At 42.3% G+C, this 26139-nt stretch carries 25 protein-coding genes; 13 read left to right on the top strand and 12 right to left on the bottom strand.

What is annotated here, in order from left to right:
• Positions 1-398: 398 nt before the first annotated feature.
• The 11 genes from LEP1GSC060_RS20260 to LEP1GSC060_RS06585 all read left to right on the top strand — a co-directional run bounded on the left by LEP1GSC060_RS20260 (position 399) and on the right by LEP1GSC060_RS06585 (position 10115).
• On the top strand, positions 399-731 hold the full coding sequence (locus tag LEP1GSC060_RS20260; protein ID WP_036095607.1) for a hypothetical protein: 333 nt from the start codon (positions 399-401) through the stop codon (positions 729-731).
• Complete coding sequence (locus tag LEP1GSC060_RS06630) at positions 722-1441, top strand: hypothetical protein (RefSeq protein ID WP_002999042.1); 720 nt, start codon at positions 722-724, stop codon at positions 1439-1441. Before LEP1GSC060_RS20260 ends, LEP1GSC060_RS06630 begins: the two co-directional genes overlap by 10 nt.
• Positions 1442-1451: 10 nt before the next feature.
• Positions 1452-2126 carry an LA_3478 family PerA/PerB upregulated protein gene (locus tag LEP1GSC060_RS06625; RefSeq protein ID WP_002999151.1) on the top strand — a complete coding sequence of 225 codons (675 nt, stop codon included), beginning with the start codon at positions 1452-1454 and terminating at the stop codon, positions 2124-2126.
• A gap of 44 nt (positions 2127-2170) precedes the next feature.
• Positions 2171-2713, top strand: a complete 543-nt coding sequence (locus LEP1GSC060_RS06620) for an LIC_10705 family lipoprotein (protein WP_002999306.1) — start codon at positions 2171-2173, stop codon at positions 2711-2713.
• Between the two features lie 19 nt (positions 2714-2732).
• Complete coding sequence (locus LEP1GSC060_RS06615; RefSeq protein ID WP_036095543.1) at positions 2733-4160, top strand: LIC10707 family hydrolase; 1428 nt, start codon at positions 2733-2735, stop codon at positions 4158-4160.
• Complete coding sequence (locus LEP1GSC060_RS06610; RefSeq protein ID WP_036095542.1) at positions 4151-4876, top strand: LA_1694 family PerA/PerB upregulated protein; 726 nt, start codon at positions 4151-4153, stop codon at positions 4874-4876. Before LEP1GSC060_RS06615 ends, LEP1GSC060_RS06610 begins: the two co-directional genes overlap by 10 nt.
• Complete coding sequence (locus tag LEP1GSC060_RS06605; RefSeq protein WP_002998713.1) at positions 4876-5505, top strand: hypothetical protein; 630 nt, start codon at positions 4876-4878, stop codon at positions 5503-5505. The genes LEP1GSC060_RS06610 and LEP1GSC060_RS06605 overlap by 1 nt, the downstream gene beginning before the upstream one ends.
• Positions 5506-5827: 322 nt before the next feature.
• On the top strand, positions 5828-6544 hold the full coding sequence (locus tag LEP1GSC060_RS06600; RefSeq protein ID WP_002999297.1) for a hypothetical protein: 717 nt from the start codon (positions 5828-5830) through the stop codon (positions 6542-6544).
• A 725-nt stretch (positions 6545-7269) separates the two neighbouring features.
• A complete protein-coding gene (gene rpmG, locus LEP1GSC060_RS06595; protein WP_002998847.1) occupies positions 7270-7434 on the top strand; it encodes a 50S ribosomal protein L33 in 165 nt (54 codons plus the stop codon).
• An 18-nt stretch (positions 7435-7452) separates the two neighbouring features.
• On the top strand, positions 7453-7908 hold the full coding sequence (locus LEP1GSC060_RS06590) for a TraR/DksA family transcriptional regulator (protein WP_002999035.1): 456 nt from the start codon (positions 7453-7455) through the stop codon (positions 7906-7908).
• A 143-nt stretch (positions 7909-8051) separates the two neighbouring features.
• Positions 8052-10115: a hypothetical protein gene (locus LEP1GSC060_RS06585; protein WP_002998841.1), complete on the top strand. Its 2064-nt coding sequence runs from the start codon at positions 8052-8054 to the stop codon at positions 10113-10115.
• Here the strand turns inward: LEP1GSC060_RS06585 and LEP1GSC060_RS06580 are convergent.
• The 3 genes from LEP1GSC060_RS06580 to LEP1GSC060_RS06570 all read right to left on the bottom strand — a co-directional run bounded on the left by LEP1GSC060_RS06580 (position 10098) and on the right by LEP1GSC060_RS06570 (position 14303).
• Positions 10098-11489 carry a PrsW family glutamic-type intramembrane protease gene (locus LEP1GSC060_RS06580; protein ID WP_002999209.1) on the bottom strand — a complete coding sequence of 464 codons (1392 nt, stop codon included), beginning with the start codon at positions 11487-11489 and terminating at the stop codon, positions 10098-10100. The genes LEP1GSC060_RS06585 and LEP1GSC060_RS06580 overlap by 18 nt on opposite strands.
• A gap of 43 nt (positions 11490-11532) precedes the next feature.
• Positions 11533-13413: an LruC domain-containing protein gene (locus LEP1GSC060_RS06575; RefSeq protein WP_002998667.1), complete on the bottom strand. Its 1881-nt coding sequence runs from the start codon at positions 13411-13413 to the stop codon at positions 11533-11535.
• A 140-nt stretch (positions 13414-13553) separates the two neighbouring features.
• On the bottom strand, positions 13554-14303 hold the full coding sequence (locus LEP1GSC060_RS06570) for a ubiquinone/menaquinone biosynthesis methyltransferase (RefSeq protein ID WP_155119637.1): 750 nt from the start codon (positions 14301-14303) through the stop codon (positions 13554-13556).
• A 509-nt stretch (positions 14304-14812) separates the two neighbouring features.
• Between LEP1GSC060_RS06570 and LEP1GSC060_RS06560 the strand changes: the two genes are divergently transcribed.
• The gene (locus tag LEP1GSC060_RS06560) at positions 14813-15346 is read left to right on the top strand and encodes a MotA/TolQ/ExbB proton channel family protein (protein ID WP_036095604.1); all 534 of its coding nucleotides are present in this window, start codon (positions 14813-14815) and stop codon (positions 15344-15346) included.
• Entirely contained in the window at positions 15343-15747 is a 405-nt protein-coding gene (locus LEP1GSC060_RS06555; protein WP_002999187.1) for an ExbD/TolR family protein, read from the top strand. The genes LEP1GSC060_RS06560 and LEP1GSC060_RS06555 overlap by 4 nt, the downstream gene beginning before the upstream one ends.
• A gap of 183 nt (positions 15748-15930) precedes the next feature.
• On the opposite strand, the gene LEP1GSC060_RS06550 is transcribed toward LEP1GSC060_RS06555, so the two are convergent.
• From LEP1GSC060_RS06550 to LEP1GSC060_RS06510, 9 genes are all read right to left on the bottom strand, one after another.
• Entirely contained in the window at positions 15931-16275 is a 345-nt protein-coding gene (locus LEP1GSC060_RS06550; RefSeq protein WP_002998857.1) for a nucleotide pyrophosphohydrolase, read from the bottom strand.
• Positions 16272-17339 carry a DUF1574 domain-containing protein gene (locus LEP1GSC060_RS06545; RefSeq protein WP_036095534.1) on the bottom strand — a complete coding sequence of 356 codons (1068 nt, stop codon included), beginning with the start codon at positions 17337-17339 and terminating at the stop codon, positions 16272-16274. Before LEP1GSC060_RS06545 ends, LEP1GSC060_RS06550 begins: the two co-directional genes overlap by 4 nt.
• A 10-nt stretch (positions 17340-17349) precedes the next feature.
• On the bottom strand, positions 17350-18747 hold the full coding sequence (locus LEP1GSC060_RS06540) for an MBOAT family O-acyltransferase (RefSeq protein ID WP_002998818.1): 1398 nt from the start codon (positions 18745-18747) through the stop codon (positions 17350-17352).
• Positions 18744-19904, bottom strand: coding sequence for an SGNH/GDSL hydrolase family protein (locus LEP1GSC060_RS06535; protein ID WP_002998763.1), 1161 nt, complete (start codon positions 19902-19904; stop codon positions 18744-18746). The genes LEP1GSC060_RS06540 and LEP1GSC060_RS06535 overlap by 4 nt, the downstream gene beginning before the upstream one ends.
• 13 nt (positions 19905-19917) lie before the next feature.
• On the bottom strand, positions 19918-21333 hold the full coding sequence (locus LEP1GSC060_RS06530) for an MBOAT family O-acyltransferase (RefSeq protein WP_002999086.1): 1416 nt from the start codon (positions 21331-21333) through the stop codon (positions 19918-19920).
• A gap of 72 nt (positions 21334-21405) precedes the next feature.
• Positions 21406-22794 carry a hypothetical protein gene (locus LEP1GSC060_RS06525; protein WP_002998933.1) on the bottom strand — a complete coding sequence of 463 codons (1389 nt, stop codon included), beginning with the start codon at positions 22792-22794 and terminating at the stop codon, positions 21406-21408.
• Positions 22795-22936: 142 nt separating this feature from the next.
• The gene (locus tag LEP1GSC060_RS06520; protein WP_002998708.1) at positions 22937-23533 is read right to left on the bottom strand and encodes an LIC20162 family protein; all 597 of its coding nucleotides are present in this window, start codon (positions 23531-23533) and stop codon (positions 22937-22939) included.
• A 4-nt stretch (positions 23534-23537) separates the two neighbouring features.
• On the bottom strand, positions 23538-24680 hold the full coding sequence (locus tag LEP1GSC060_RS06515; RefSeq protein WP_002999019.1) for a glycosyltransferase family 4 protein: 1143 nt from the start codon (positions 24678-24680) through the stop codon (positions 23538-23540).
• A gap of 16 nt (positions 24681-24696) precedes the next feature.
• Positions 24697-26058 (bottom strand): glycosyltransferase family 87 protein, encoded by a 1362-nt coding sequence (locus LEP1GSC060_RS06510; RefSeq protein ID WP_002998673.1) that lies wholly within the window; start codon positions 26056-26058, stop codon positions 24697-24699.
• Positions 26059-26139 lie beyond the last annotated feature (81 nt).

Here is a 26139-nt window from a genome sequence, read left to right as displayed (position 1 = left end):
CGAGGAACACTTGTGTGCCGCGATTAGCAGTAGAACGAAAAGAACAGGGCAACAGCATTAGAAAACCGTTAAATACAAATGAGCTCCGATCGAGTCTTCGAGAAAAAACGACTTAAAGGATACATAACGCGTCTGAAACGAGGGGAAGGCTTTCCCCACCACCCTAACTCCTAACATTCGAAACGTTCCCACATTTTCCAAAACCAACTCTAACCCGTCCCAGAATCAATCGGAAAGAACAATCTCTCTCATCAATTCGAATGAACGATCCAAATCAATCTATTGCTTTTGTAAATAAATTTTGTGTCAATTTTTCACACATATGCCTTAAGTTATTGCATTTAATAATATGGAAATAACTAGTTGCAAAATAATACATTTTTTACTTAATTATGAAAATAAAGGCAAAATCTTTTCCATTGTTTCTTGGAGGTTCCATCCTTTGTAATTTTGCATTCGCTTACGAAATTTTCAAAAAACCTCGGACCGAAACCGTGCAAGTTGGTGCAAAATCTGCCTGCGAGGGCCAGGAGAATGGGAATAAAAAAGAATTCCTTTCAACCGCCGAAGCTCTCCCACATCCACCGGTTTTCTTAGAGGGCAGAAAAATAAGATTCTTGTCCTACAGCGTAAAAACGGAGAACGGTAAGAAATGGATTCTTTTTAAAGAGAAGAGAGGGAACGGAATCACAGAAACGAAAATAGACGCCGAGGCGGTTCGATGGTTTTGAAAAACGCCTCACGAATCGTCTCTATCCTACTTGTAGGTTGTACGACCGCGAGTTTATTTTCGGAAAATCAAAAAGGCTCCGCATTTCGCAACGGAATTCTTCTTTTGAACAACGGACCGGCGTTGTCGGGAGAAGTGAGCGAGTTCGAAGATTTTTACTTTATTCGAAATTCCAAGGTCGGCAAAAAAATTCCCAAAGACCAAGTCACCGATTTCATATCCGAAGAATATTACAAAAAGATAAAGAACTCGTCCTCGTTTAGAAACGCCTGGAAATCCCTTCTTTATTGGAACGCTTCCGCAGATACTCAGTGGAGAGGGTTTCCTCGGGAAGACGTTGCAACGAGCGGACAATTCGAAGATTCTTATACGTTCTGGATCAAGGTCGCACTTTTGTTGCTCACCGCCGCGGCTTATGCGGATACAAATCAACAAAATCATTCCCTAAAAAACGCGTATTCCGGATTCAACGAAAAGGAAAAAAGAACATTCCAAAATTCTTATGCAACATACCAAGCCGTAGCGGCAATTACGATAGGATTTTTTTCGTTCACAACCGTCAAAGCCTACGTTCGTTTCGGCAGAAACGAAAACTACAAAGACCTGCAAATTCAAGGTAGAGAATTAAAATCCGTCGGCGAGGCGTTCGATTCTAAGTCTCCGCTTTCAGGAATTCCCACGGTTCAATTCGGAATCACACAAACTTTTTGAGGAAACAAACATGAACGAAAGCCGAACTAAACATATTCAAATCATTAAATATTCCGTTTTTATAATTTTTTTAACCGCATTCGTAGATTGTATAAAACCGAATTCGGGAAAAGCCCCGCCTCTTTTTGCATCCAACGTAACCCCGTATACTCCTGCCGATTTGGGAATTGATACTCCGCCCGCCGATTCCCCCTTATCTACGTTACCCGCAATCTCGGATAGCGAACGTAACGCGATTGAAGAAGCCTTTCGTTTGATGAATGAAAACGGCCAACTGGATCAAAAATTTGTAAAAGAATCTTCCATGGCTTCGAGAGAAATGTTTTTCAACCGACCGTTAACCGACACCGAGTTGGAAGCAAAGGTGGAAACCGAACTAAAAGGCCAGTCCTATCCGACGTCCACGCACGGAACCGAACAACAAATTTTACTCCAAGAAAGCCAGGCCGCCGACGTTTTTTACGGAAAGGTGGAAAATGATCTACCAAACATGACGGTTCCTCAACTCGTCAAAGTTCGAGAAAACTTCACCCTGAGTTTGGTTATGATTCGGTTTATAATCGATTACGGAAATACTCCGGACGGAGTTCCGATCTCCTTTTTAGTTATGGCGCGCGAAAAGGCCGTAGCAATTCGACAAAAGGTAAACTTAGAACTCATCAAACGCGACGTGAAGTCCCTGTGAACGCACAAAACACATTTTAAAAACATAATATCTCAGAGGACTCCATGCTAAAACAAATATTTCTCACAATCCTTGCCGTCTCGCTCAACCTTTATTGTAGCAGTTCAGAGAGAACCTCCAACGGCGATTATTACAACGAGTTCATTCGGGAATATGCGTTTTTCTTTATACTTCCCAACCTCGATCTCAATCAATTTTGCCCGCCCACGGAGCAAATCCCCATCTTAGAACCGGGGACGTATACGAGATTTATGGGGGAAGGAGATACGTATATTTTTGATAATAGAGCGAGATTTCAACAATCGGCTCCGGCGGGAGAACAGCGGATTTTTACATTTAGGATACAAGAAAATCCAGGACAAGAAATTAAACTCACAACTCCTAAGTGTGGGACTAGCTCGGCCGAGTTTAAAGCGGACGATGATTCAGCATTACCTGGTCAAGTGGAGAATGTATTTATAAGTTTACAAACTCCCCCATTTCCACCCCAAAGGTCAGATTTTTTTATAAAACTGACTGCAAGATACGGAGAAGGGACAGTCATTTTTACAACTCCAAGCGCGCCAGATCCTAAAGATGCACATTAAAAATTTAAGGATATAAAAAATGATTAAAAATAAATACATTAAAATATTTCTTTTCAAGAGTATATTACTATGTTTAACTCCACCACTTTTCGCAGACAAAAACAGTTTCAAGTTTTGGTTTCCAGATTCAAATCATACATATGATTATCTAGTTAAAGATACCAATTGCAACACTCAGTTCAATGACAATGATCCGGAATCCTTTGAACCGAATAAAACCTTTCTTACCTTGTATGGGGATAGTCTAGGAGATTTTGTAGACGAACCTGCTTACGGACATTTTGGTTGGGATAAATATCTAACTTTGATGAACTTCGGAGTAGAATGGAATGTACAGAACCTAGCGATCGGTGGATATACAACAAAAAGTTTATATGAATTGATCGCAATATGTGCAGACAGATACGAACGACGTATCAATTTCAAAACGGCGCCTAACGTAGCGTTTGAAATCGGAGGAAACGATTTCTGGCACAACGCGCTCATTTTGACCGCTATGCCTTGGAAGTTCGGTTCGGTAGTGGGTCGAGTGACTTTTAATACAAAATCCGTTCTGTATCAATTGAGAAATCCGAGACGTAACAAAGACGTTCTTGTCATGGGAAATTTTCCCAATCTATCCTACAGCCCTACATTAGGAAATACGAATCAATACTTCGCGCCGATGACAACCCAACCCGACGGCGGTTTTAGTTATAACATGAGTCAACTCCAAGCAGAACAAAAAAACGCGATGCGTGAAGAAGAGGAAGCGATCGTATTGGCGTTGTTACCTCCCGTCGGATGGCTCGCTCTGCTTTATATGCCGATCGACTTGGATCAGTTACATACGGAGTTTGTGGATGCGATCCTTTATATCAAAGAAGCTTATAACGGAGTTATCTCCAATATCGAAATTCAAACCGGAGTGGAAGAGTTGGAAGTTCTTCGTGTACAAATCAAAAATGCGGGGACCTCGCCCACAATGGAGGACCAATGGTATTCGCTTTGGCTGCATACGATCAAAAACAATATCAGCATGGTGACGAGTTTGGGAATGTATTTCTCGCAAGGAGCGATCGAACAAGCCGCAGCGGAAGTAAACGGAAAATACGGAAAAGTCCGTTTCCTACCCATGTATCATCTTTTTATACGACAAAGAGATTGTTTTGAATTCGGTCATTGTTGGGTAGCCAATCCTTGGTTGTATCAGGATCAGATCGGACATTTGAACTACATCGGATATACAGTGTGGGCGGGAGCGTTATCGGCAAAAGTTGTGGAACTCGATTGGCATAATTCCCTGAGAAACGGACCGCCGCATTACAACGGCGCCGTTTCCATTCCGGGAGACGATACCGTTGTCGTTCCTTTACCCGAGGAAGAACTTCCTCAACCGGTCGTAGTGGAAACATGGCCGATCGATTTGTTGATTTTGATCTGCATATTTACGGGAAAATGCTGGTAGCCTTAAAAAAAAGGATTTTGCCCCTTATCGGGTTCGTATGTATTTTATTGTTTTCTTGTATTCAAGAAAATGCATCTAATCCGAGCCTGCAATTGGCCTTGATTGAAGCGCAACTGAGAACCGTTCCCGAATGGGAGATACCCGAAATCAGGGCCTGTCTTGTCAACGCGCAGATCGCAAGCGGAACGATCACGACTTGTTACGAAGTCGAAAAGAAATCGTGTAACCTCGACTTCTTCAACAACATCAAAACGCCGACCATTCTGCAAAATAGAAGGGACGACCTCACGTTTATCAGCATCAACTTCCCGAACTGTACGGCCGGAAGTGCGCCTTTATTCGTAAAGTATTCCAATCTGCAAACACCCGCGTCCCTGTTATGGAAGGATTCTTTCGGATGGAATGGGGCCAACATAGAATCGCAGTTTCAATTTACCAATCAAAGAAGTTGCAAGGATCTCGGATTATACGCAAGTCCGTATATTGCGAGCGGATTTTCCCGTTTATTAAACTCGCAGGAATTATCCCAATTGAACAACATCGAGGCGGAACTTGCATTGATCCCGACGACGAGTGCGGCTTGTATGAACGATTTAAATTTCAGTAACGGTTTGATCGATCTCGCACAAAATATCAAAAATGGAACGTTTTTAAGAGGGATCACGTGCGCCTATCAAACCGGTCTCGGATATCCGATCTGCCCTTGGAGTCGTTAGTGATTCAAAAAACACTATTTCAAAGTCTGATTCTTTTTTGTTTGTCGGATTGTTCCGGCGGTAAGATCGAAGACCCGATCTCTGAAAACTACATAACGTATTTATTATTAACGACGGCGAGTTTGCCGTGTTCTCCGCAAACTTATACGAATCCTTGGAGTTTTACCGATCTCCACGGCGACGTCAAAGCCGGTTTTTTAAATACTTCCGGACCGGAAGTAAGTTATCTCGATCTGATTTCCGGAAACGTAGAGGACAACGCGACTAACGTTATATTCTCCCTCACTCTGGGATCGATTCCGGATACGATCGGAGTCGACGGAAGTTCGAACGTTACGGAATACGAATGGTTGTATGATTTTCAAGGGAAAAATTCCTTCAAGATCGGAATCGTGCCTGTCCCGAAAGGAACGCCGCAACGGATTCCGTTTCAAAATCTAGAAGTTTTAGTTTGGCGTAATCTGAGTTTTATAGGAGGATGCGGAAATCTAAACGTTCAAACAAACACCGCAAACTGGATCTGTGAGAAAAACACGATCCCGGACCTGAACGAACTCTCAAAGACCGAATCGATTTCGGTGGAAGCAACGACACAAAACGAAGGAATTCGATATTCCGATTGCCGTTGAAAAAAGAACAAGAGGATATTTTTCATTCGACTATGTATCATTATATTTCAAGTCCGCCTCTCTCAGCAAAAGACATCATACGACCTATCCACTTTCTTTTTCCGGAGCGCCAACTTACTCAAAGAAGGCGAAGCGTATTTGAATACGGGATCAATTGAAGTAAGGGTTTCTTTTGCGGCCTTTAAAAAGCTTCACGAGGAAGCGCCAATGAATTTTCGCATCGGGAAATAATTCTGTAAACGGAACGATTTCGCTTAACATTTCCGTTTAAAATTAAATTTATTATTTACGTAATATATGAATTTTGAAATATATCCAATTTATGAAGTTTATATATTATTACTTAATTTCTTTTTTGATTTTCTTTTCTTGCAGTAACGGTTTTAGCAGCTACGAAGTTTGTAAGTCAAAATGTGAAAAACGAAAAAACGATTGTTTTACAGGATTGACTGTGGCGACGTCCGCCGTGGTGGCCGCCCCGGAGGCTCCTCCTCAGGAAGTGGCCGAAGTGTCTTTCAATAATGATTCTTTTAATATGTCTGAAAATATCAACGTTTCCTCGGTGTATTCCGGAAACAGTTTAAAGTTAAACGCGGGGATTTCCGCTCCCAATGATATTGATATATTTTCGTTTAGTCTTGTCTATTACAACAATCAAGATACGGCGAGTGTTGAGTTACTCTCCGGTTCCGTAATCTGCACGGCTTATCTCGGAAATTCTCAATTCAATTCCGATGCGGTTCCAAGTTCGACGCTTCAGTCGTTAGGAAATCTTTCTTCTACTCCGATTCAATTTACAAAAAACAATCGTAGTTATTTATATCTCCGATGCTCTTCAGGAGCGGCAGGAGCTTATTCGATTTCTTTTAAAAATCAAAGGCAAATTCCTACATTGAATGGAAACCTCTTTTTGGGAACTCTTATGTGTCTTGGACAACACGACGATTGCCAGGAAAATTGTCAGATCCGATATCTGGGCGGCAGTAAAAAGAAGAAAAATAATAATAATGGAATCATAGAAGACGACTCCATTGATTGAGTTCTATAAAGTTGATAATTCGACAAGTCTTTTCGAATTGAGTGTTATTCAAAAAAAAAGTTTGTCCCAAAACGTCTCGAGTTTTTTCGGCATCGCATTCATTTCCGCAATTTTCGTATGTTTTGGGACGAGTTCAAAATATCATTAGAGTCGTTGAAAAATCAATTCTCCATTTGTTTCTGTTTCATTGAAATGGACGATCGAAGCAGTTTTGTTAATCGCGACTGCCAAATTTTTCAACAACTCTATTTCACTCTGACTCTTCCTAAGAAACAATTCAGGACAAATTCCGTGGAGTTAGGCAAAACCTAATTCGATAACCTTCCGCACTTAAATTAACGTGGGTTCGGTATAACAAATGCGAAAGCGATTATATATTTCGACCCATAGGAATAGGAAGGCGTTCACTGAGTTTCCTGGGTCGCTCCGCAGCGCACGACCGCGCTTGAACTCATGTTGCTGCGTACGGTCGCCACTCGAAACGTCGGAACTCCAACTTTTCGTAAAACACCCGCTTCCTACTCATTTTAAAAACTCATCCTTTTTCGCGAATTTTCTCTAATCCTCCTTGATTTTTAAGACCTCTCCCATTTTATAGCGGAATAACAACCTCCAGTAGGATCTTTTAAGTCCTAATTTCCAGATTTTCAGAAAAGTTGGACCAAAAGCGCGGTTTATTTCCGTCTTACTGATGAGGAATTTATTGAAATCGAGACATTAGCGCCATGAGAGAAATTATCAAACTCGTTTGTCAGGAACCTGGTTGTTCCAAGGGAAGAAGCACTTATCTTCTTACCAAAAACAAAAAGGCTAAAACTGAAAAATTGGTTACTAAAAAGTTCTGCAAATTTTGCAGAAAACACACCGAATACAAGGAAACCAAAGTCTAAAGATTTCCAGGTAACAGGATGACTGCAAAAAAATCGGTTCCAGCATACGATAAAAAAGCTCTTCAAGAAATCGCGGATCTTCTTCATGAGAAGAAAAACGTTCTCTTGGAAAAGTATGCTCACTGGGAAGATAACAGCAAACCGTCCGGCCTTAAAGAAATGGGCGACATTGCGGATATCGCATCCGAAATCAATGAAGAGACCTTGAGTTCCGTACTTTCCGAGGCGGAGATAGAAACCATCCGCGAAATCGATGTCGCGTTGGAAAAAATCGAAGACGGCACTTATGGCATTTGCGAAGGAACCGGTAAAAAAATTCCGATCGCGCGCCTCAAAGCCATTCCTTGGACCCGTTATACCGTAGAATTTGCGGAAACACTTTCCAAAAGCAAAGGTTTTGCCCGTAAGAATAACGCTGGAAGTCTTACCGGAACCTATAAAATTCCTTCCGATATGGATTCGATGGACGATTGAGTTCTCGATTCACCTTCCGTTCACCTTATCATCTTAACTGAATTATTTTTTTATAAAAAGGGCCTATCCCCGATTTTTCGGAAGTCGTATTTTCAACCGTTTTTGGATTGAAATCTGAATCTTTTCCAAAATCCTCTTTATTCGTGCCTGGACTATTCAATAAACTAAAACCCCTTCGAACTCCCACGTTTTTCGGACTCATTCTTTGTTCTGTTCTTTCTTATCTTTTGTTTCGAAGTTTTCTTTTCGTGAGAGAAACGGAAGGGGCAGGGGTCGTTGTTATCGGAACGATCCAGTTCCTTTTCGGACTTTTTCCCAATCTCTACCATCGTAAGCCGGGAAGGATCTTCACAATGGCGGGAGCCTTGATTTTACCCGGCCTGCTCTATGATAAAACCGTAATATGGGGTTCCTTAAGCGGACTTTTCGCGGGTGCGATTTTCGGAATTTTTTTGAGGCAGTATATTTCCACGTTTCATTCGCAAACGGTAAACGAAGAGGATCCTATATTCCGTTTTTTTTATATCAATCGACCTTACAAATCTTCCCTGCCGTTTTATCGAAATCCTAAGACCGGAATTTTGATTTTTCTTTCGCTACTTCTTCTGGAAAGATTTTTCGTCTACTTCAACGCGCCCCCGTTTAAGGGTTTCGGTATTTTAGATACGGTTTATCTGCCCGGAATCAGTTCGAAATATGCGTTCGGACTGAGTTTGGATTTTCTCGGATCCTGGATGCTGGCCATCCTTTACTTTTTAGCGGAAGAATCCTCCTCTCACGAAAGCGATTCTCCCGTAAAGTATTGGAGACAGGGGATTTTCGCGGGAGTATTTTTGAATATACTACTATTCTTAATCCAAGGATTTACCCGCTATTCGGCGATTCCGTTTACGCCTAGAATCGGCGACTCTTATTCGCTCTCCGGTTTTTTTGTGGATACGGGTTCTCTCAACTGGTTTTTTCCCCTTTTGATCGCGTATTTTTTTTACTACGTTCATTCCAGAAGCTGGCGTTCCCCTACAAAGATCGTCTTAAGCGCCGGACTTATTTTTCCTTTTTGCGTTTTAGGAAAATATTTCAGCGCCGGTTCTTGGATTCTACTTGCTGCTCTTCTAATATACGGTTATTCGGCTTCCACCTTTCCTAAAATCCGAAACCGTTGGTGGAAATTGTCGATCATTCCGGTTTGTACGATTGCCTGGGTTGTTTTTACGGTTTCGATCGTATGGATCGGATCGTTTTCCTGGTCCTTCGATTCCTGGCAGGAACTCCACCAAACTTGGATTAAAGGTTATCGCGGTTCCGGAGGTAGTTTCGTTCGTTTTTTGGATCTTTATTGGGGAGAAGGATGGATTCAAACCCGATCCGCATGGAACTGGAGCAAACAATCGATTTGGATGGGAAACGGCGCCGGAAGTTTCGTCCTCAACTGGATCGATTCCAGATCCGCAAATCCCGTCCCACCGGGAGGGATTCGAGAACTCGGACTTACTTCCTTCTTATTCCTGTTACACGACGGTGGGATTTTTTTAACTTTCGTTTTTTTAGTCTGGGTCGGTTTGGAAATCGCGTTACGCGATCATTGGAAAATCCTGATTTTACTTTTGCCGATCACGATCTTTTTTATGCCTTGGACCGGAAGTAGCGGAACGGCGGCTTTTTTTTGTCTCTGGCTCGTCACTTCCTCTTCTCCTCAAACGAGAGAACTACACCGGGCAATCGTAGGGGGATTCAATCTTTTCGCGTTACTCCTCGGTTCTTTCCTGCTGTTTTATGCTTTGATAGGAATCGCGCCGAACTTACGCGGACCCGAGTTCCGTTATGCGGAATTGAAGTCCTACCAACTCATGGCTAAAAAACAAGGTCTGGTTCAAAATGGAATTCGTTATCACGAATTCTCTTCCGGTGCGACCTGGGTTTTAGCAAGTAGGACTCCGATCCGTTTAAGAGCCTTTGTTCCGGAAGAGAAAAAACTTTCCAAAAACGAAAAGATCTACGTTCGTTGGTCCTTTCTCGGATCGGACTGGGTCGAAATTCAATCCAAAACTCTGCCCTTATTTACGGGCACAAGCGACGTCGGTCTGACCGTTCCGAACAACGCCAAATATTTGAGAGCGGAGATTCTTTCGGGTTCTTTTTTCGGAACTCACGTAAAAGAATTCGGTATCTTTGCGGAAGACTTTGACGTTTTAAACAGAGTGAGATGAACCGACCGGGTGAACGATCTGATACATCAGATTCTGAAACTGTTGTTTCCCTCTTACCGATAATCTCCAAAAAAGAAGTTTCCAGGGCGGATTTACGAAAATAAAAACGGCTCCGGGTACGAACTCCGGATCGTCCTCCCTCACGTTCAACCAAACGGGGATCGCAAGAATATTAGGAAATTCTTTACCGGCCACGTAAAAAGTCACGTAAACCCGATCTCCGATCATCAGGTTTTTTTCAATCGGAGAATAAAATCCCTTTCCGGAAAGTGAATAGGCCAAGGAAGGATATTCCCTTTCTTCCTGAACGATCGTAACGGCGATAAACAACGGAATTTTAAGAATTCTTTCCCGAAAGAACTTGGGATTGAAAATCCCCCTAAAAAGTATCAGGATACAGAGCCAAATGGGATAGATCAAAAAAAGTCCGATAAATTCGGAGGTTCTGATTCCTTCCAGGAAAAGGGGTATCGTTTCCGGAAACTTTAAGTAAATGGAATATAATAAAGTCGGAATTAAAAAAAGAAAAACGGATACGACGATTTTTCCCTTGGAAAGTTGTCGAAACAACGGGATCGGTTCGAACTTTTGTGTCCGATTTTGACTTAGACGCATCCAAGAATCGTAACGTGTGAATTTGGAAACCACCTTGTAATCGTCCCCAAACAATCCGATGGACTGAAGTACTTCGATCGGGAGAATATTTTGGGAAATCGTAAGCAGATATTCCAAAACGAAAAATCCGATCGCAAGGATAAACGGAAGTAAAATCATAAAATTTCCGTCTATAAGCAAAATGTAATTAAACGTTCCGTGTAGAACAAAACATCCGAACAAACTGTAAAAAAGCCCCAAAAAATTAAAGGAAGAGGGTCTGGAATGATAGTACTGCATCGTAGCATAACCGTAAATTCCTCCCGTAAACGTATGGATCGGCAGGGAAGTGACAGCCCTTAAAAACAAAGGCCAAAAATCGAGAATCGGCGCGTATAAAAAATTCTCCAAAAGTCCGAAAGCAGCGCCTAACGTAAGTCCGAAGTAAATTCCGTCCGAAACGTTATAAACCGATTTTAAACCTTTAAAATACCAAAGGATGACGAGCAGTTTCGGAACTTCCTCCAAAATAGCGCTGCCTTGGAAAGCCCTGTCGAAATAGGAACTTTCGTCGATATATTGTTTCGTTAAAATTTCGGGAAAAATCGCAAGTCCTACGGTTAAAATTCCGCAAAAGATCGCGGACAAATCGAAACTCTTTCGATTGGGATGGTAGTAGGTACTGCGATAAAAAAACCAATAAAATCCCGCCGCGAAAATCGCCGTGCCGAGTTTCAAAAAGACGAGTAACGGACCTTCCAATCCTAAATAAAGGAGCATATTTCCCTTAAGTATCGGAACACGCTCCCTTTCTTTTAACCGATTAGGCCCGGGAAAGAACTTTTCTTTTTAAAATATACGCGGCGATCGCACCGGCAACCATCAGTAAAACCGCCACAAGAATCGCATTCTTTTTCACGGAATGCAACAAGAACCCCATTAGTTCCGAATCCTCGTCCGGAACCGGGAACACCTTTGTTTGATTTGTAATATGTTTATACCAGTCTTTGTAAGACGCTCCGTTAGACGCCACCCAAAGGTTGAATTCTTTATAACCGGTTTGAGATTCCTTACGGATATCCAGACCCTCGTAGGGATATTTCCAAGCTCCCGGTATCAAAATCGCCCAAGGGAAATTGTTGGAATCCAAATACTTGTCCGTTCCGTTCGTATTTTTATAAAGCCCCGGAAAGTGAATCTCTTTTCCGGTATTGATCACTTTGATAAAGATATCGTACGGATAACTTCCAAGAGCCGACTTTTTCACCGGAGAATTAAACACGATTTCAATCGTAGCGATATGTCCCGGTTTGTAAACCCCGCCCGGATTTACGTTGGGGTTGGACGTGGTTTTATTGGATTCTTCGTGAATTTGAATTCCCTGATTGAGATCGGAAGCGGATACGGTTTTCGTAGTCAACTCGGTAACTACTTTTCCATCCTCTCGGATCACTTTTCTCGAAAACGTAGCTCCCACGGAAACCGGAAGTTTTAAAAAGAAAGTATGTATATTTCCCGCCTCTCGTGCAACGTGTTGATACGTTCCTCTCAAACGAATCACGTCCCCCGCCGCGTTCCAATCTTCTTCGTTGTGAATATGAAGAACGTAGTCGTTTAAGTCCGCGTCACCCGCGCTCGGATACTGATCCTCGTAGGCTATGGTACTCACACCTTCCGCGGGAATTCGAATCAAAGAAGAACGAGTCGGATCTTGCGGATACACATCCAGACTATCGGGAACACCGTCTTTGTCCGAGTCCGTCGGAGCGGTTACAACGGGCAGAAGGATCTCGTATTTTATCTCACGATTGATTTCGACCACGTTGTTCAAGGGGATTATGTTGGAAATCGATTCCGCATCTACGGCAATTTCCACAGTGATTTGACCTAACGTAGTTTCTACGGTGATACTTCCCGCAACCTTTCCGACGCCGTTTGAAATTCCCTGAAATAGAATATTACCTAAATTATCGGAAACGATCACGGTCGCTCCGGAGATCGGTTTGGATTGTTTATCCGTTACGACTAAATTCAAAGGAATCGTCTGTACCGTGTTATACGTAAAGGGAATACTTCCCGTTTGGTCGTTTACGGTAATCACACCGGTAATTTCTTGAGAAGGCGTTTGAGAAGACGATTCGTTATTGGAATTTGATCCTGTATTGGAACCGGCGCTCGCGTTTGTTTCGGCTCCCGAAGAGGAGGAACTTGCGGAGTTACCGTTCGTCGCGGATGATTGCGAATTGGAAGAAGAAGCGGAATCACTGTTAGAACTTGATCCCGTATTAGAACTCGTTTCCGTCCCTGAAGAAGAACCGGAAGACGTAACACTTCCCGAAGGAGAACTGCTGGAATCGCTGGAGGAAGAAGATTGATTGGAAGAACTTGCTGAGTTACCGTTTGACGCGGATGATTGCGAATTGGTGGAACTTACTGAATTGGAAGGAGAGACGCTGCCGTTATTGGAAGAGGAAGTAGGATTGGAATTGTTTCCACCTGCCGTATTGTCCACAATTACGACCGTTCCTCCGTTGGAAGCCGTCGCGGTTCCCGCACTCGTATCGGACTTAGCCGTTGAAGTGGACGCGCTCGTATTTTGATTGAGTATAGCCAGAAACGGAAATAACATTCCTTTTTTCTTATGACTGCAACCGACTGAAACTGAAATGATAAAAGTAATCCATAATATTAGAATTTTCTTCATATCCCTATAACCCTTTTTATATTTAGAATAAAAGACGAAGAGTACTTCATATTCAATACTATTCGAGGCGGGAATTATAAGGGATCTTTCGATTTCAAGAAAGATTTTTTTTTAGACGTCGACGTTATTTTAGACAATTTTTACGTCCTTTTAAGAGACTTCTTTGCGATATGGAGAACCGCGTTTCCGAAAACAAAGTTCTGAAACCGCACTTCTTGAAAACCCTGTTGTTCCAGAATCGACTTTAGGGTTTCCTGATCCGGATAAGTAAGCGAGGAAACCGGAAGATAATCGAACATCTCATTCTTTCCTCCCCAAAGTATATATCCGAGAATCGGAACTACTTTAAAAAAATAAAAATCCGCGAGCCGACGAACCCAAGGATTTTTTACCTTGCCCACGTCCAAATTGAGAAACAATCCGCCCGGTTTTAAAACTCTGAGAATCTCCCCGATCGCTTTTGAAAGATCATCCACGTTGCGAAGACCGAAACCGATCGAAACCGCGTCGAACTGAGAATTTTGAAAATTTACGAGTTGAGTCGCGTCTCCTATCTCGAAACGGACCCGGCCCGTTTCGGCTTGTTTTCCAAGGCGCGTCTTTGCGATTGCGAGCATGTTTTCCGAAAAGTCCACGCAGGTAACGTGTTCGATCGAGCGAGAATTTTCCAGACGCACCGATATGTCTCCCGTTCCACAACAGAGATCCATAACATATAAACGACCGGAAAGATTTTTTTCCACTTCTCGAACCAATCGATTTTTCCAAACCCGATGCAAAAGAAAGCTGTTCCAATCGTTGAACCGATCGTATTTCATTGCGATCTTGTTGAAATTTTCCCGAACAAAACCCGCCTTGGAATCGGTTCGAGGCATGCGAAATTCTGACATAAGTTTAATGAAATGATCGAAGTATGTTTGGCAAGAAGAGTTTTTGCCGAATCCGATTGCGGCGCGGATTTCCGAACTCGGCGCCTTCGCAAGAACCGACGATTAGACCTCCCGCAAGCGACACGCAGGGCTTGGTCCGAAGCGTCTCAAAGATCGTTTGCAACTCCGGAGCCGATTCCGCGAAGGACCGAACGGAGTGAGCCCGGAGTCGGCGCGGTCCGCAAAAGCGGTAACAAACCGATAAACCCCGCGCTTTTGCGGATGCGGCCGAAAAAAATTTTAAGTGAATTTCATTTCCCGAATTCTAAGGATGTGAGAGTTTCCACGTTTTCGGAAGTTAAACGATCAGTTTCGTTTCGGTAATGATTTTGTTACTTTCACCAAGGCGTTCACTTCCCCTTCGGAAATCATTTTGCAGTTTTCACCAAGGCGTTCGGCAAACAAGCTCAAGATTGAAATGACAAACGAAAAGCGAATTACAATCTTGATCTTAAGCTTTGGGGGTTTTTGTGGAAGTTTTATTTGCAAAAGGAGGATGGGTTTCGATTCTCATTCTGATCGTAAGTTGTATCAATCTCGGGCTTTTTATCAGAGTTCGAACCTTTCTTCCTATCCTCAAAAGAAAAATTCTTTTTAGACTCCAAGGCAACGATCCAAACGGAAACAAAGGCAAACTAAACCCGGATTTAAAATTCATACTCGAAGATCCGGAAGAATTTTTTCAAAGAGAATTTTTCGTTCCCGAAACGATGATCTCTTGGATTCGAAATCTGGCCGGAATCGCGACCATGCTCGGACTTCTCGGAACCGTGATCGGAATCTCCGTCGCCTTCGAAGAGATGAAAAACGCAGGTACGGTAAGTTTGGAAATTTTCTCCGAAGGAATTCGACTCGCGTTGAACACTACCATCCAAGGGTTATGCGTCGCAATCCCTTCGGTCCTTGTGTTTCAATATCTCAAAGTGATACTTCATAGAACGGAAATTGAACTCAAATCCTCGATCGATCCCGAAAAAATCGATACGTTAAAAACTTCGGAATGAAAAAAACCAGAAAAAGTCTTTTGGAAGGAGACGATTCTTCCCTCGACATGACGAGTATGTTGGACGTGGTTTTTATTCTTTTGATCTTCGTTATGGTCGCCATGAGTTTTCAAAAAGAAGTTCATTCCATTCCGGTGGCCCTTCCCAAAACGTCAGCCGAGTCCGGCGGAAGCGGAGTCAAAAAGGAAGTTTTTCTTTTAAAAAACGGAAATCTACGTTATGCGGAACTGGACTTTACGGAATCCGATTGGAAACAAATCGTTTCCCGCGGAGAATTCCAAAATCACGTCGTGTGGATTTACGGGGACGAAAACGTAGGTTACGGGAAATTCGTATTCGTTTTGAACAGTTTAAAAAATTCGAATCTAAAAGAACTTCATCTTGCGGTCAAAAAAGAATAATCGCTTTCGATCCGGCTACATCAAACTCGCTTTAAATTATAAATTTTGAATAGAGTTGTCGGTGAAAAATTCCATAGTTCGGATCAACAATACTGCTTCAATGGACCATTTCAATGAAACGGATGGAGAATTAATTTTTTAACAACTCCAACGATTATTTTTCGGATTTTATAGAGGTTTTCATCATCGACTCAGTTTCGGATTTTTTTTGTGACGATCCTTATCCCTTTCTGTGTTTTTCTTTAAGGTTGCGACTAACGCGTCTTCCAAAGAAATTCCCATCTGGTTCGCTAAACAGATCAAAACAAATAGGATATCCCCCATTTCCTTGGAGATTCCTTCCGGATCTTCTCCCTTTTTAAACGACTGATTCCCGTATTTCCTCGCCACCAGCCTCGCAAATTCTCCCATTTCCTCCATGAGAATCGCAAGATTCGTGAGTTCCGAAAAATACCGAACCCCGAAGTCGGAAATCCATTCGTCCACTTTCTTTTGAGCCTGTTTGAGAGAAAGTTCGCTTTCGTTCACCTTTGCACGTCCAGTCGATCGACCAGGATTGACGTCGGCGCCGGATAACAACCGCCGCTTAAATGATGAGGATCGATGTATTTTTGGCATTTCACTTCGGCGCGGTAATCGTTCATGTCGAGAGGAACTACATTCTTAAATTCTAATGTTTCTTTACGGATGTTTTCCCAGACCGGATAAAACGACGCCGATTTGACTCTTTTTTCCAAACCTTCGTAAAGAAGAGGGGACCAAAGAATCACTTTGATTCCGTTTTTTTCAGCGGTTTCCAAAAACCGAAACAGAAATTTTTTCTGAACGGGAGAGATTCGGATCGTTCGGTAGATGTCGTTATAATATCTTGCGGATTCTTTTTCGAGTTCTTCGGGAGGTGTGTTTGTCAACAACACGTTCGGAATTCCTCCGTTAAACTTGTCCGACTCGTTCATCAAAAGATCTCGAATCCTAAGCATCATTTCTTTGGCTTGCGGGTTTTTGATTCTCGCCATCGTTTCTTTGAATCTGGGAGGAAACACTGTGGTTCTAAAAACTCGAGACCTTAAAAACGTATCCCAGTCGTTTGTGGAAAACTCGTTCGCATAACGTAAAAAATACGGGAAATCGTACGAATAACGTAAAGGATATCGATTGCAAAAATCCGTCATCGAATCGGGATAAAATTCCAAAATCGCGTAATCCGGTTTTACTCCCGCGGATAGAAGTTTTTCCAGATTGTAGTTATGATACGAAAAAGGCGCCGAAGGAGCGGAAAAATTATACACGATCAGATCCGTTCTTTTTTTACGGATCGTATCCAGAGAAAATTCTCCCATATGAGAGGTCCCGAAAAAAATCAGAGTTTTTTGTTCCGGCTTTGCTGCGGACTTCTCTTTGACCAAGGCCGTAAGAACCCTGTCCTTCATTTCATAAAAGTAATATTCCGCACCGGCTTCCGTGTAGGGCCTTACCCACGTCGAAGACAGTAGACGATCCAAAGAAATTGCAAAGATAAAAAATACGAGCGGAACCGTAAGCAGCTTTTTACGAAACAAAGGGATCAAGTGTGATCGTTTTTGTGAACTCATTCATCCCTCCTTAAAACTGAAAGTAAATAAAGTCCTGACTCTTTCCCGCATAATTGGAAAGAAGTAACACCAACAAAATTAGAAAAACGGAAATTAGGATTTTTTGATATTTGAAATAAAACCGGGGAACCTTTTCGAAATATTCCAAAGTATGAAGTAAAATCGCACCCATCAAAAAAGGAATCAGCAGATCGGTTCTCAAAATCGACTTTGCAGGTTCCGCAATCCATTGAACTCCGTAAAACAAAATATACCAAGCCTCCGTCACGGATTGAGAGCGGAAAAACACCGCGCCGATCATAAAAATCGAATATACGAAAAAAGCGCGAACGAGCCACCAGAAGAAACCTTTTTCGGGCAACTTCGGAATTTTCAATCGGTCCATCAGACGATCGATCACCAAACATAGTCCGTGCCAAAAACCCCAAACGACATACGTCCAACTGGCTCCGTGCCAAAAGCCGCCTAACGTGAACGTTGCGATTAAATTCAGATAAATCCTGGGCTCCGACGTTCTGGAACCTCCGAGAGGAATATAAATGTAATCCCGAAGCCAAGTGGCAAGAGTTACGTGCCACCTTCTCCAGAGATCTTGAACGTTTTGGCTGAAAAACGGCGCGCGGAAGTTGACTGGAATATTAAATCCCATCAGAAAAGCACAACCCCGAGCGATATCCGTATAACCGCTGAAGTCGCAATAAACCTGCCAGGTAAATCCCTGGGCGGCCAGAAAAAGAGAATAACCGTCGTATTCGGTAGGGTTCCGATATACGGGATCCACCAAGGACGCGATGTTATCCGCTACTAAAATCTTTTTTGCGATTCCGAGCCCCAAAAGATACAACCCCGCATAAACGTAAGAAGGTTTGATTCTTACCTTATCCAAGATGGGAAAGAAGTCTTGGTGTCTCATGATCGGTCCCGCGACCAACTGGGGAAAAAACAGAATGAACAAAATAAATCGAAAAGGACCGCAGTCTTCCGTGATTTTGCCGCGATATACGTCTACGACGAACGCGATGATCTGAAACGTATAAAAGCTGATCGCAAGAGGAAGAATGATCTGAAAACCGAAAGTCTTTTGATCCAAAAATCCCCAACCCGTAAAAGCGTAGAAGTTATCGGTAAAAAAATAGAAGTATTTAAAAACTCCTAGATTGATCAAATCAAGAACCACGATCGTCCTTAAAACTCCGAGACTTTTCTTTTTAAACAGACTCCGAATCGCCCAGTAATTGATATAAAGAATCGCTAATAGATGAAAAAGAAAAGGAACGCTCCAAGTCGCGTAAAAAACCAAGGAAGCGATTACGATCACCCATTCCCTGTACTTCCTTCCGTTGTAAGCCCAGTAGAGGACGTAAACACATAAAAAGAAAAGTAGAAAAAGCGTGGAGGTAAAGATCATTTGTTTTCCTTTTCCAGAACGGCTTTTAGATCTTTCGCAAACGTGTATGTCAACTTCCGCATTCCGATCGAATTGAGATGGATCAGATCGTAGTAATAGTCTCCGTTATCGGGACCGTCCAAGATATCCTGGTAATCGAGTAACGGAACCGGATCGGAAGGATGGATTCTTGAAAGTTCTCTTTTCCAAACCTCGTTTCTTTCCGGAAGTCTCCATTGTTGAATGAGTTGACTGTAAGGAGCTACAACCCCGAAGATCCGGATGTTTTGACCGTTCTCTTTTCCGATTTTTCGAATTTCGTCGTGGAGAATTTTGAGTCGATCGAAGTATTGTTTTGTGACTGCGTCCTCGTTCGCATTCGTCAAAGGATGGCTCGCAATGATACAAGTATCGAAGATCGCTTTTTTATGGAATCGGTCCGAACCTTCCGGGATCGGCTGGCCGTTTGCGGGATTCGTTTTTACGACACAATCGGGAACGTCCCCGATCGGATACATACTGATTCTTTCTTGATAAGAATTTTCGTAATCCCAAGGATGCGGATTTTCTTTTTTGAAACGTTTCCCGATGTCCTTGATCCTTTTGGAGGGACCTAAAATCAGATCTTGCATATCCCTTCTATACGCGATCGACTTCAAAGTGATGTAGACAAGATCATCCGCGTTTACGTCGTAACCGAAATCGTAAATTCTAGGATATACTTCCAAACGATTGAACTCCGAAATCATCGCAAGCGTATGCAGGTTCAGAATTTTTTGACCGACCCAAGGAGTTGTGATTTCGAATACGTGAACTACGGTTCTTACGTTTTTAAAACGAGGAAGGGTTTTTAAAACGGCGAGATCCTGGACGATCAACTCCGTTCCGGGAATCGCAATCGATTGAATCTTCTTTCCCATAGGAGAAAGTTCTTTGTTTAAGATCGGTATGGACAGACCTTGATAAGCGACCGACGTTCCGATCACCAAAACGTCCGGGTCGAATTCCTTTTGTTTTTCCAGGACGTGGTTCGTGATTCTCGATACGTTAGCCGCATAGGAATTCTTTTTTAAAAAAGGCCGATAACAACCGAACTGCATTCCGGTTTCGAGACAAATCAGAATCAAAACCGGAATCCAGAATTTGGAATCTTTGAAAAACGCAAGATATTCTTTCATAAAGGATGTTGTCCTAAAACGCAAAATAGAGGAAACTCTGGCTTTCGGTAATTCCGAAAATCAAAAGCATAAAGACGTTTGCGAGGAAGAATAAAACGAACTTCCACCGGCTTAAAACGATTTTTTCTATATTATTTTTTGCGAATAGATAAGAAGCGACAAAACAAACCAACAAAAGAATTCCGTACGTATAGTTCGAATATCCTTTGACTCCCACAAAACCGTCCGGACCCAAAAAAAGAAGGGACTTCATCATGGGAATCGCCTTTTCCATCGTCTCCGCGCGGAACATCACAAACCCGAACGTTAGGCAAAACATCGTAAAAATTCTCGCACAAATATCGTAGATCCTTCCTCCCTTTTCGTTTAACAAAACGGCGAGTTTCGTTTTGGCGTATTCCCTATGTGCAAAAATCATAATCCCTTGCCAAAGTCCCCAACCGATATAATGATACGCGGCCCCGTGCCAAACTCCGGCAAAAAACCAAGTGATGAAAATATTTCTGTAAGTAAAAAGGGCCGATCCTCTCGATCCTCCGAGCGGAATAAAGATATAATCCCGAATCCAAGTGGAGAACGAGATATGCCAACGGGACCAGTGATCCGTAATGTTTTTTGCAACCATCGGAAAGTTGAAGTTGGGATCGAACTTATATCCGAAAAGACGAGCGACCCCGATCGCAATGTCCGTATAACCCGCAAAGTCGAAATAAATTTGCCAACCGAAAGCGAGCGCTCCCGTCCAAATCTCGATCGGATTTAAGGTAGTATAGTTCGCAAACGTGGAATCCACGACCTTCGCGAGATTGTCCGCAAAAACGATCTTACGGGTAAAACCGATCAGGATCTGACTGAATGCGATTTGTATGTCTTCTTTCGTTACCGGAAGCGGAAGTTCCAAATCTCTAAAAAAAGTCTGCGCGCGAACGATCGGACCGGCGACCAACTGAGGAAAAAAAGAAACGTAAAGAGAAAAATCCAAAAAGGATTTTTTCGCTTCGATCTGCCCTCGATACACGTCGATCGTATAACTCAGGGATTGAAACGTATAAAATGAAATCCCGACGGGAAGAATGATATCGTAATACGCAAACTTAAAACCGGCAACGGGAGTGAGATCGTTTGCCACACCCAAAAGAAAGTTCGTATATTTAAAGTAGGCGAGTAGTCCTAGATTGGTGACGAGGGACAACAAAAGCCAGAGTTTTCTTTTTTGCGAACCCGGCTCCGTCGTTTGAATTTTAAGAGAAACAAAGTAATCGATAACGATCGAATAGAGCAAAAGAACGATGAATTCTTTTCTCCAAGACATATAAAAATAAAAACTGGCTACGAGAAGAAAAATCCTTTGGATCTTTCCTTTAAGTAAATGATGAATGATGAGTACGACTGGAAAGAAAAATAAAAAATGAAGCGAGTTAAAAAGCATGTTTCGTTTGAATCAGGTTTTCAAAGATCTGAAGAGCAGTTTTTCAAAATAGATTATCCTTACAACTTCAATTTACGGCCTTGCAGATTCGGAATCCGTCGCGAAAATCCCCGTTTTTTCCGATCCGGAAAGGTATACTTTTTCGGGGAGAATCGCTTCCAGTTTGAATTCGATTCCTTGGATATAACTCACGGTTTTTTTTGCGGAACGAGGAAACGTAGAAAAGGAAAAATTGACTAAAAATAAAAGAAGGCACCAAACAAAAAGAATCGAATGATAAAAAGCTCTGCTCCCGAACGCGAACGTACGAAGTTCCAAGGACTTCATCGTCAAAGCCGCAAGAAGAATCATTCCGATCGAAGTTCCCACCCAAAACTCGAAGAAGTAACCTTCCCACCAAGTGTAAAATACGATCGAAGGAACGAGCCAGAAGCAAAGTAAAACCACCTCGATTCGAAAACGTTTCCATACGTTTCTAAGATTCAAAAGCAACGCGGAAAAGATAAAAATCCAAAAAACAAGATTGAGATTGTAAGGAAGGGACTCGCGTCGTTCCCAATCTAACAAACGAACCCTAAGACCGTTCTTCACACCTTCAAAGTTGAGAAACGCGTCTCCGATTCCCCGATAAAAATTCATCACATAGTTTTTCGATTCGGGAGAATTTCCCCATTTGTCTTTGGTCGCATACAAAAAGAGCCAGTTCGCGAAATTTTTTTCACTCTCCAAAGGAGAGGAAAGATTTCGGTCCAATAAGATAAAACCCACATAGAGATAAGAAAGTGTGAGAATTCCCACGAGAAAAAAACAATACAAGAACGCATAACGTAGCTTCTGGGGAAGCTTGAATTCTTTTCCTTTCCAGGTTCGGGAAAACAGAATCGAAATCGGCGTCAAGGGTAAAAATAAAATATCCGATTGATGGAAGTAAACTCCGAAAAGTTGAATCGTAAAAAGGATCGAAACGGAAATCGGAGAATGCCCGTTTTTTGCGAAGTAAACGCAGAACAGATACAAAAGCGCGGTTAAACAGGAATGAATCAGCGGCGTATCGTTGTGTTGGGCGTAAAACCAAAACCCCTGGGAGAAATGAATCGCCAAACCCAAAACAATGGCGCCTAACGTGTCCGAATAAATTTTTCGATACATCCAGATAAAACAAAAAAGAAAAATAAGAGCCGAACCCAAAATTCTAAGTCGAAGTCCGAACATCGCCGAATCTTTTCCGAACCATTCCCTCCAGAGTTTGAGATACAAATAACCGGTACTTTCAAAACCGAGATGGTGCGGATTGTAGAAAATTCTCCAGGTAAGATCGGAGTTGATGTTGTAGGCGTAGACGATCGCGTCCCAGTCGTAATGCCTGGACAAAAACCGAAGATCGAAAAGAAATAAGGAAAACATAAAAAGGATCAGAAATCCGAAGAAAATTCCATTTTGAAACGTTTTGTTGAAAATCATTTTAAAAATACGGAATATTCCATTATCCGATTTTACTTTCAAAAAATCGGATTCGGATCGGACGTGGATTACGGAACGATTTGACACGACCCATTCGTTTCATTCCGATTACAAAAAATTCGTGTAATTGCATTCTAAAATTCTAATATCCAAACAAACTCCGAATCAAATTCCGATTTTGATCTCGAAAGAAAAACGGAGAATGGAGTCCGAACGTAAGTCCTTCGGATTTGAGATCGGGAGCCACGATTACGATTCTTTCCAAACCGAGGAGTTTTCTGAACAAACCGGTTTTATGTACGATTTGAATTCCGTTCTGATTTCGATTCCACTGAAACACGTTTTTTCCGAAAAGACCTCTCGTTTCCAGAGAAAGAATATCCCCTCTGAGAGAAAGCGCCGTCAAACAAGTCCTTCCGATAAAACGAATCCAATCCAGAAGAAAAGCAAAACCGATATAACCGAAAGTAAGAAAACCGACCCAAGAATAAAGTCTTTGATCCTGTAGAATCGGAAGATTCAACACCTTCGGGATCAAAAGAAAATCCGTAAATTTTCGGAGATAAAGAGCGGAAAATTCGCCGCCCAAGTAACAACCGTATAACACTACAAAGACGATCAAAGTCGCGAAAATCGGAGGGATCGGATTGATTCTCAAACGAATCGGAGCGCCGGAAGAAACTTCATTCGCGTTTAAGGATTCCCATCCGCCGTAGATTCTTTTTTCTTTCTGTTTCATATTTTTAGTGATACAATTCCTTTCTATGTTTCCAGAGATCGATCAAACCTTCCTCGATTTTTTTCGCGGTTAGGTCCCAGGTCCACTGAGACGCGTCCCAAACAAAAGGTCTCTGTAATTTTTTATGTCGTAGTTCCGACAACGCAAAAACCCAAGAGTCTACGTTCAAAGGTTCCGCGAACAGGTCCACGCCTCTTTCTAAAATTTCATGAAAGACCGGAATATCGGAAGCGACGCAGATTTTTCCTTCTCTCAGCGCTTCGAGTAAGGGAAGGCCGAACCCTTCGTGAATGGATGGAAATAAAAACGCGGAACATTTTTGATAAAGCCAAGCGAGTACTTCGTCCGCCGGATTCTCCACAAAAAAGATTCCTTCCGATTCCAGACTTCCTTCTTTTAAAAGTTGGGTTAGACCTTCCGCCTTCCAACCCAAACGACCCGCGATCACAAGCGGGAAAGGATAGGAAGAATTCCTTTTTTTGAGTTCTCGATACGCATCGACCAGAGTGTTCAAATTCTTTCGAGGTTCGAGTGTTCCGATGGTAAATAAAAAATTTTCGGGAAGTTTGCAAAGAGGTTCCCTTAACGAGGGAAACGATTCCACTCCGGGATACACGACTTTTAATTTCGGATCGAGGTCCGCTTTGAAATTTAAGATATCCCGGCGCGTGTTTTCGGAAAGACAGAACACGAGATCGGCTCGGTTCAAAGTCATCGGCGAAAGGATTCTATGCTGCCAAAAGTTCGCGGTTGTCATCGTCTCGGGCGCGGAACGAAAGTTGAGATCGTGATAGTTCACCGCGGACAAAACATTCCCGCAACTAAGAGGAAGCAGTTGAAGAGTTCCCCAAAAAAGATCCAGTCTGTCTTTTTTGATTTTTTTCGGAATCGTCCAATTGAGCCAGGCAAATCCGGGAAGTTTACCGGTCATAAAAAAACGGGAATGTATGTTTGAAAGAATATCATAAAATACCGTATGAATCGGTTTATTGGAATAGAGATAGTATTCCAGAGGAGATTCGCTCGTAACCAGTCTTCTTAAAACTTCCGCGAGATATCTGGAGTTCCCCGTAATTCCATAGGCGAGGGGACGAACGTCCACTCCCACCCTAGGTTTGTATTTGAGTTCGTTGGTTCGGATCGGCATCGGTTTTTTAGTCGTATTAATTTTTGTTCCCCATTGCAGGTTCGTATTTCAGAGCGAGAAGAAGCAGAACGTATTGAAAGATAGCGAAGTACAAAAGATAAGAGGCCATCATCAATCTTTCTTCGACCGCATTTCCGACGACGGAACGATTGCAAAACAGAATCAAAAGAAATCCCGTTATAAAAAAGAAAGATACTTTATCTTTTTTGAATATAATATTTACGGAATCTAAACTTTTTTTCAAAAAAGAGCCCGTTTTCGTTTCCCAAACCGGAAGAATCGAACGTTCGCCAAAGGACCAAACCCGATCCAGCAAAATCGCGGAAGGATACAAAAGAAAAACGAAGGCGTGCACCCAGGAGATCCCGCTAAAAACGATCGAAAAAACGAACAGACAACCCAAAGTAAATTCTACGTTTCGTTTTGTAAAAACCATCCGGAAAAACGGAATCACAAGCGCCAAAGAAAGAATAGAATACATTCCCTTAACGACCGATTCGTTCAGTTCTTGAAGAGGATACCCGAATCGGGATTGGTTTAAAACATCCGCATAACTGAGAAAGTATTTCGCAAGAGTCGCGTTCAAACTTTGATTGTTCTTCCAAGCTCGAAACAAAGGAGACTTGAGGTAATTGTCCAAAATCAATTGTTTCCAAGTTAGGGTCATCTCGATCGTAAACGAAGGGGCGTATAAACATGGAAGAAAGATCCAGAAACATACGAAAGCCAACGTATAAAAAACCGCCCGGTAACGTTTTTGTATCAGAAAAAAAAGAACAAACGCACCGGGAGTCAACTTGATCACGATGGCAAGTGCGAGTAAAAAACCGGACAACCAATCCCGACTCGAATGAACGGAAGCCAAAATCAGAAAGATCAGAATCAAACCGACCTGATTGTTGTTCTGATGATTTTCCAGAAATCGGAGATTGAGGATACAAAGAACGACCAAAAAAACGAAATTCCCTTTGCGATGAAAACGAACGGAAAGGATGTACAAAGAACCGAGAAGCGCCAAAAAATTCAATGTAAGAAAAACTCCGGACGCGACCTCGTACGGAAAAAAAGAAATCGGAATGAGTAAAAAAGCGAACGTAGGAGGGTAGATATAAGAACCGAGTCCTTCCATCATGTCTTTGAGTTGCAAAAATACTTTCGGAGTAAACGCCTCTTCGATTTTAATTTCACCCGATCGAAGTTTCGCAAAAATCTCATCGATCCGATCTAAATTATATAAATTGTTTCCTTGGGTAAACCGGACCGAAGCGTTATAATAATCCCTAAAATCGGAACGGTTTCCGGATTTTGAAATTCCGTTGATAAAGAAAAGGGAGAAAAACAAAACGGTTCCAATCAGAATCCAAGTTCTCAATTGCATTCTGAAACACTTTTCAAATACACGGGAAAAGCCAATCAATAAAATTCCCTCGAGCAGAACACTTTCTTTTCCGCTTTGTCG

It is taken from the genome of Leptospira weilii serovar Ranarum str. ICFT, from assembly GCF_000332415.1.
Lineage (GTDB): Bacteria > Spirochaetota > Leptospiria > Leptospirales > Leptospiraceae > Leptospira > Leptospira weilii_A.
Note: the sequence above shows the minus strand (reverse complement) of the source record. Positions and strands in the feature narration are given on the sequence as shown.

Coding starts and splice junctions, on each gene's coding strand:
- LEP1GSC060_RS06520 (WP_002998708.1), bottom strand. CDS start 23,533: ATGAAACAGAAAGAAAAAAGAATCTACGGCGGATGGGAATCCTTAAAC.
- LEP1GSC060_RS06615 (WP_036095543.1), top strand. CDS start 2,733: ATGATTAAAAATAAATACATTAAAATATTTCTTTTCAAGAGTATATTA.
- LEP1GSC060_RS06555 (WP_002999187.1), top strand. CDS start 15,343: ATGAAAAAAACCAGAAAAAGTCTTTTGGAAGGAGACGATTCTTCCCTC.
- LEP1GSC060_RS06590 (WP_002999035.1), top strand. CDS start 7,453: ATGACTGCAAAAAAATCGGTTCCAGCATACGATAAAAAAGCTCTTCAA.
- LEP1GSC060_RS06580 (WP_002999209.1), bottom strand. CDS start 11,489: ATGCTCCTTTATTTAGGATTGGAAGGTCCGTTACTCGTCTTTTTGAAA.
- LEP1GSC060_RS06575 (WP_002998667.1), bottom strand. CDS start 13,413: ATGAAGAAAATTCTAATATTATGGATTACTTTTATCATTTCAGTTTCA.
- LEP1GSC060_RS06545 (WP_036095534.1), bottom strand. CDS start 17,339: ATGAGTTCACAAAAACGATCACACTTGATCCCTTTGTTTCGTAAAAAG.
- LEP1GSC060_RS06570 (WP_155119637.1), bottom strand. CDS start 14,303: ATGTCAGAATTTCGCATGCCTCGAACCGATTCCAAGGCGGGTTTTGTT.
- LEP1GSC060_RS06510 (WP_002998673.1), bottom strand. CDS start 26,058: ATGCAATTGAGAACTTGGATTCTGATTGGAACCGTTTTGTTTTTCTCC.
- LEP1GSC060_RS06515 (WP_002999019.1), bottom strand. CDS start 24,680: ATGCCGATCCGAACCAACGAACTCAAATACAAACCTAGGGTGGGAGTG.
- LEP1GSC060_RS06535 (WP_002998763.1), bottom strand. CDS start 19,904: ATGAAAGAATATCTTGCGTTTTTCAAAGATTCCAAATTCTGGATTCCG.
- LEP1GSC060_RS06530 (WP_002999086.1), bottom strand. CDS start 21,333: ATGCTTTTTAACTCGCTTCATTTTTTATTTTTCTTTCCAGTCGTACTC.
- LEP1GSC060_RS06540 (WP_002998818.1), bottom strand. CDS start 18,747: ATGATCTTTACCTCCACGCTTTTTCTACTTTTCTTTTTATGTGTTTAC.
- LEP1GSC060_RS06610 (WP_036095542.1), top strand. CDS start 4,151: ATGCTGGTAGCCTTAAAAAAAAGGATTTTGCCCCTTATCGGGTTCGTA.
- LEP1GSC060_RS06600 (WP_002999297.1), top strand. CDS start 5,828: ATGAAGTTTATATATTATTACTTAATTTCTTTTTTGATTTTCTTTTCT.
- LEP1GSC060_RS06620 (WP_002999306.1), top strand. CDS start 2,171: ATGCTAAAACAAATATTTCTCACAATCCTTGCCGTCTCGCTCAACCTT.
- LEP1GSC060_RS06625 (WP_002999151.1), top strand. CDS start 1,452: ATGAACGAAAGCCGAACTAAACATATTCAAATCATTAAATATTCCGTT.
- LEP1GSC060_RS06525 (WP_002998933.1), bottom strand. CDS start 22,794: ATGATTTTCAACAAAACGTTTCAAAATGGAATTTTCTTCGGATTTCTG.
- rpmG (WP_002998847.1), top strand. CDS start 7,270: ATGAGAGAAATTATCAAACTCGTTTGTCAGGAACCTGGTTGTTCCAAG.
- LEP1GSC060_RS06630 (WP_002999042.1), top strand. CDS start 722: ATGGTTTTGAAAAACGCCTCACGAATCGTCTCTATCCTACTTGTAGGT.